Genomic DNA, 6,059 nt, shown 5'->3' with positions numbered 1-6,059 from the left:
GCCCGCCGCCCCGCACCCCCCGGCGCCCGGCGACGGCCCCCCTCCTCCCGCCGTCCCCGGCGGCGCGGACCGGATCGCCCTGCACGCCGTGCCGCACCCCGCCCCCCGGGCCGGGGACGGCCGACGGGACGGGACCGGAGACCGCCGGGCCGGGCGCAGCGCCGCGCTCGCCTTCGGGGTTCCGGCCGCCCCGGCGTTCCCCGCGCCGCTCGAACTCCAGCGGGCCCTGCGGCCGTTGCAGCGCTACCGCCCCGCCGCGCCGCCGATGCGCCGCACCCTCGACGAGGCGGCGACGGCCGAACTCAGCGCCCGCGCGGGCGGGCTGATCATCCCGGTGTTCCGCGGCGAACCCCGCGGCGAGGCGATCCTCCAGTGCGTCATGGACGCCTCCTCCTCGATGCTGGTGTGGCACCGGATGTTCGGTGAACTCCAGCAGATCTTCGGCCAGCTGGGGGCCTTCCGGGACGTCCGGCCGCGCTATCTCCACCAGGGGCCCGACGGTGCCGCGGCGGTGAGCCGCAGCCTCGACCCCGCCGCCGCGCCCCTGCACTCCGCGGACCGGCTCAGCGACCCGACCGGCCGTCGCGTCACCGTACTGGTCAGCGACTGCGCCGGACCGCTCTGGCACAGCGGACGGGCCCACCGCCTCCTCCACCACCTGGCCGCCCAGGCACCGGCCGCCGTCCTCCAGCCGCTTCCGCAGCGGATGTGGAGCCGTACCCGCCTCCCGGTCACCCGCGGCGCGCTCTCCCGGGGCGACGGCCCCGGCGGAGCCGCCGTGCTGAAGGTCGTGGAACAGCCGGGCACCGGCCCGGCCGTGCATCCCGGGGCGCTCGCCGTCCCCGTGCTCCCGCCGGCCGAGGGGGCGCTGGCGGCCTGGGCGCGGCTGCTCTCCGGCACCGGCGCCGGACGGACCTTCGGCGCCGTCGGCTGGGTACGGGCCGACCAGCCGCCCGCCCCGGCCCAGCGCGGCGGCGGCGCGCTCTCCTCGCTCCAGCTGGTCAGCCGCTTCCGCGCGACGGCCTCGCCCACCGCCGGACAACTGGCCGTCCACCTCGCCGCGGCCCCGCTCCACCTGCCCGTGATGCAACTGGTGCAGCGCACGATGCTGCCCCACTCCGGCCCCTCCGAACTCGCCGAGGTGCTGCTGAGCGGACTGCTGACCCGCAAGGGCACCGGTGGCGCGCACGACGACCAGTGGTACGCCTTCGTCCCCGGCGCCCAGGAGGCGCTGCTCGGCTCGCTGGGCCGCGACGACGCCCTGCTCGTCCTCAAGCACTGCTCCCAGTACATCGAGCAGCGCTTCGGGCGCGGCGGGCCGAACTTCCCGGCCCTGGCCCTCGCCCAGCTCGGCGAGGGCAGGCCCCCGGCGGCCCTCCCCGGGGCCGGGGGCGCCGAGGAGGGTGAGCCGGAGAGCGGCGAGACGGAGGCGGACGGGCCACAGGTCCCGCGCCCCTTCGCCGAGGTCGCCGTCCGGGTGCTGGAACGCTTCATGCCGCTGCCCGAGGAGTTCCTCACACGGACCGGGCCCGGCGGCCACCCCGCCCCCGGCCGGACCGCGGACGCGGCGGTGGACGCCGCCCGCGCCCTGCTGCTGCGGTTCGAGTCGGACGGCATGGTGCAGTACCTCATCGACGCCGTACAGCTGCTGCGCGACGCCGCCGGACGCGAGGCACGGCCGGACGGCGCCCGCGGACTGTGGGCGCAGTACGCCCGCGCCCTGCTGCGGCTCTGGGAGGTCCAGGGCGACGCCGAACTGCTGCGCGAGGCCGAGGAAGCCGCCGAACGGGCCGCCGCGCCCCCCGCCGCGCCGCGCGAACGCGCCGTCCTCGCCAAGGTGCTGCACGCCGCGGCCGACGACCGGCGCCGCCGCGGCGACCGGCGTGGCGCGCTGGAGCTGCTGCGCCGCGCCGACCGTGAGTACACCGCCGCCTGCGCGGCCCCCGGACTGGGCCCCGCCGAAGCCCTGCGGCTCACCCTGGAACGGGTCCGGGCCCTGGAGGCGCAGTGGCGGCTCGACGGTGACACCGCGCTGCTCCAGACCGCCTGCGGCATGCTGGAGGCCTTCGCCGACGCCTGGCCCGACCGGGACGACCGGCCCGCCGCCCTGCCGCTGGCCCATGGGCGGACCCTGCTCAAGCTGGCCGGGGCCACCGCCGACACCGAACGGTCCCGGGCCTACGCCGCCCAGGCCGCCCGCTCCCTGCGCACCGCGTACGCACAGGGCGGGACCGGGCGCACCACGGGCACCGCCCCCCGCGTCCTGCTGGACCTGGTGGACGCCCTGCTCGCCTCCGGCGCCGAACCGGACGAGGCCGCGGCCCTGGTCGACCGCGCCCTGGCCACCGAGGGCGATCAGCGGCTGAGCGCCTCGTTCCGCATCCGGGCCGGACGCATCCGCGGCGCGCGCTACGAGCACACCGGCGACCCCGCCGAACTCGTGGCCGCCGCCGACTGGTTCGCCCGTGCCGCCCAGGACGTCCCCCGCGACTCCCGGGCCCACGCCGACCTGCTCGCCGAATGGGGCGGCACCCTGCTGCGCCGGGCCGGGCTGCCGGACGGGCGCCCGCACATCGGCGCCGCGATCCGGGTGCTGCGCGACTGCCGCACCGAGACCGCGGCCGGGGGCGGACACCTGGCCGAGCGGCTGCTGATGCTGGGCCGGGCGCTGATGCTGCGGCACCGGGCCACCGAGGACCGGGTCGACCTCCGCGAGGCCGAGCACCTCTTCGGCCTCGCGGCCCGCGAGGCGGCGGCGCCGCTGACCGGGGCGCACTGCTGGCTGGAGCTGGGCCGGGCGCACCTCGACGCCGCCCGGGTGCTGGACCGTCCGGCCCGGCTCGACGAGGCGGCCGAGGCGTTCCGGAGCGCCGCCGAAGCGGCCGAGGCGGCACAGGAGGAACCGGAGAGCCGTCAACTCTTCGAAGAAGCAGTCGAGTTGAGTGCTACGGCCAACCACTGGCGGGGTATGACCTACGAGAGGGCCGGGCGCCCCCGGGCCGCGCGCGACGCCTACCGGGCGGCCCGCCGGCACTGGCGCGCACTGCCGGACGGCGGCGGCGCGGCGGGCGAGGCGACCACCGGGCGGCTCGCGGAGCTGGAACGCTGAGCCGCCCGACGCGACACCAGGATCCGGAAACCGGTCACGGCCAACGGACCACGGACCAAGGGCAACGGACCACGGGCAACGGACCAAGGGCCAAGGGCCAAGGGCCACGGGGAAACGGGGAGAACGACGATGAGCGAGACGGCGCCCGCGGGCGTACCCGACGGCACGAGCGCCGCCGGTCCGGACATGCTGCCGGACCTGCTGGGGCTCGACCTGGCGTCGCTGCGCACACTGGACCACCCGGTGCTGGCCGAGGTCATCGCGGACCTCCACGCACGGGCCGAGGAACCGCAGGAGATGCTGTGGGGCTTCACCAACGCGTTCTGAGGCCGCGTCCCCCGCACCCCCTGCCGCCCAGGGCCGCCGCCTTCGGGCAGTTCATCGTCAAGGTGCACGGCCGCTGCAACCTCGCCTGCCGTTACTGCTACCTCTACGAAGGCCCCGACCGCACCTGGCGCGACCGCCCGGCCGCCGCCTCCCCGGCCGTCCTCGACCGCACCGCCCACCGCATCGCGGAACACGCCGCGGCCCACGGCACGCGCCACCTCGCGCTCGTCCTCCACGGCGGCGAACCGCTCCTCGCGGGCGCCGCCCGGCTGGCCGCCTTCGCCGACCGCGTACAGAGCCTGACGCCCGGCTCCTGCACCGTACGCACCACCGTCCAGACCAACGCCACCCTGCTCACCGAGCGGCGCGCCGCCACCCTCGCCCGGCACGGCATACGCGTCGGCATCAGCCTCGACGGCGGGCGCCCCGCCCACAACCGGCTCCGCACCGACCGCGCCGGACGCCCCTCCTGGCCCGCCGCCGCGCGCGGCGCCCGGCTCCTGGCCGAACAGCACCCCGGCGCCTACGCGGGCATCCTCACCGTCATCGACCCGGACACCGACCCGGTCGAGGTCTACACATCGCTGCTCGACCTGCGCCCCCCGGCCCTGGACCTGCTGCTCCCGCACGGCAACTGGTCGGCGCCGCCGCCGGGGCTGCCGCACACCGGCCCCGGCCGTCCCACCCCGTACGGCGACTGGCTCACCGCCGTCTTCGACCGCTGGTGGCACGCCGGGCGGCGGGAGACCCGCGTCCGGCTCTTCGAGGAGTGCGTCGCGCTGCTGCTCGGGCTGCCCGGCGCCACCGAATCCCTCGGCCTCGACCCGGTCGACGCGATCGTCGTCGAGACGGACGGCGCGATCGAGCAGGTCGACTCCCTCAAGTCCGCCTACGACACGGCCGCCGCCACCGGGCTCGACGTCTTCCGGCACAGCTTCGACGACGCCCTCGGCCACCCCGGCGTCACCGCCCGCCGGGCGGGCGGCGACGCCCTCGCCCCGGCCTGCCGCGGCTGCCCGCTGCTCACCGTCTGCGGCGGCGGCCACTACGCCCACCGCTACCGCGCGGACAACGGCTTCGCCAACCCCTCCGTCTACTGCGCGGACCTCGCCCGGCTGGTGCGCCACGTCGCCGCCCGGCTGGCCGAGGCGACCGCGGAGGCCCGCCGGTGATGCCGCCGACCGCCCCGCTCCCGGACCGCATGCTCCGGGAACTCGGCCGCACCGAGGGCGCCGCCGACACCCTGGACGTCCTCGTGCGCGACCAGGACACCCGCAGGCTCCTGCTGCTGCGGGCCCTCCTCGACGCCGCCGGGTCCGCCCCGGCGACCCGCTGCCCGCCCCGGGCCCTGGACCGTGTGCACCAGGACTGGGCGCTGCTGGAGAGGGCCGAACGCGCCGACCGGGCCGCCGTGCGCGCCACCCTGCTGCACCCGCTCGTCGGCCCCTGGGCGCGCCGCTGCCTGCGCGCACTCACCGGCCCCGCCGCCCGCCCCGGACCCGGGCCGCGCGCCGCTCTCGACCACATGAGCGCCCTGGCCGCCGCGGCCGCGATCCGGGCCGGACTCCCCTTCACCACCCGGCTGACCGCCCACCACGGCCTGCTGGCCCTGCCCACCCTCGGTGCCCTGCACACCGCACCCGGCACCACCGGGACGATCACCACCACCCACCGCGACGGCCTGCTGACCCTCCACGGGGAGACGGCCAGACCGCTCACCGCCCACGTCCAGCCCGACGGCTCACTCTGCTCCGCCGACCCCCGCTGGCTGCCGGTCCTCCCGCTGCCCGCCGCCCGCCCCGGCCCCGGTCCGGTACCCCTGGACGACACCGACCCCTACCGCGGCGACCCCGACGGCCCCGGGCCGCACGGGCGGCACACCATCACCCCCGCCGACGACCAGGAACGCAAGACCTGGATCCGGTTCTGGACCGCGGCGGTCCCCGCGCTCCGCACCGGCGGCACCCACCGCCTCACCGAGACGGCCGTCCTGCTGCGCTGCCTCGTCCCGCTCGCACCGCCACCCGGCCCCGCGTCCACCGGCCCGGGAGCGGCCCAGTACAGCGGCACCCGGCGCGAGGCGTTCGGCGCCGTCCTCAGCAGCCTCCCCGCCACCCCCGCCCACCTCGCCGCCACCCTCGTCCACGAACTCCAGCACACCAAGCTCTCCGCCCTCGCCACCCTCGTACCGCTGCACCAGAACAACCCCGAGCCCCGCCACTTCGCCCCCTGGCGCCCCGACCCCCGCCCCCTGGACAGCCTCCTGCAGGGCACCTACGCGCATCTGGCGATCGCCGACCACTGGCAGCGGTTCGCGCTCGCGGCCCGCCGCACCACCCACCGCGACCTCGGCTGGGCCGAACACGCCCGCTGCCGCGAGCAGGCCGAAGCCGCCCTGCCCGCACTCGCCGGATCGGCGGAACTGACCCGCGAGGGCCGGGTGCTGGTCAACGGGATGATCGCGCTCCACCACCGTATGGACGACAACCCGCCACCCGCGGGACACCTCGCCCGCGCTCGGGCGTACGTGGCCACCACCCGGGTGATATGGCAGCAGAGGCACGGCCCGCGAGGGCCGTGAGGGCCCCCGGGACACCGGCCCGCGAGGCCCCTGTCCCGCAGC

General features: G+C 77.7%; 4 protein-coding genes. All 4 read left to right on the top strand.

Annotated elements, in window-relative coordinates; genetic code table 11:
* Nucleotides 1-3,109 (top strand): SAV_2336 N-terminal domain-related protein (locus ACFVWY_RS28065; protein WP_389877323.1); only part of this gene is annotated, 3,109 nt, incomplete at its 5' end.
* Between the two features lie 129 nt (nt 3,110-3,238).
* On the top strand, nt 3,239-3,436 hold the full coding sequence (gene fxsA, locus ACFVWY_RS28060; RefSeq protein WP_389877322.1) for an FxSxx-COOH cyclophane-containing RiPP peptide: 198 nt from the start codon (nt 3,239-3,241) through the stop codon (nt 3,434-3,436).
* A 20-nt stretch (nt 3,437-3,456) separates the two neighbouring features.
* Nucleotides 3,457-4,608, top strand: coding sequence for an FxsB family cyclophane-forming radical SAM/SPASM peptide maturase (locus ACFVWY_RS28055; RefSeq protein WP_389877334.1), 1,152 nt, complete (start codon nt 3,457-3,459; stop codon nt 4,606-4,608).
* On the top strand, nt 4,608-6,017 hold the full coding sequence (locus tag ACFVWY_RS28050) for an aKG-HExxH-type peptide beta-hydroxylase (RefSeq protein WP_389877320.1): 1,410 nt from the start codon (nt 4,608-4,610) through the stop codon (nt 6,015-6,017). Before ACFVWY_RS28055 ends, ACFVWY_RS28050 begins: the two co-directional genes overlap by 1 nt.
* Nucleotides 6,018-6,059 lie beyond the last annotated feature (42 nt).

Source organism: Streptomyces sp. NPDC058195, assembly GCF_042883525.1.
In the GTDB taxonomy this organism is placed as follows: domain Bacteria; phylum Actinomycetota; class Actinomycetes; order Streptomycetales; family Streptomycetaceae; genus Streptomyces.
Note: the sequence above shows the minus strand (reverse complement) of the source record. Positions and strands in the feature narration are given on the sequence as shown.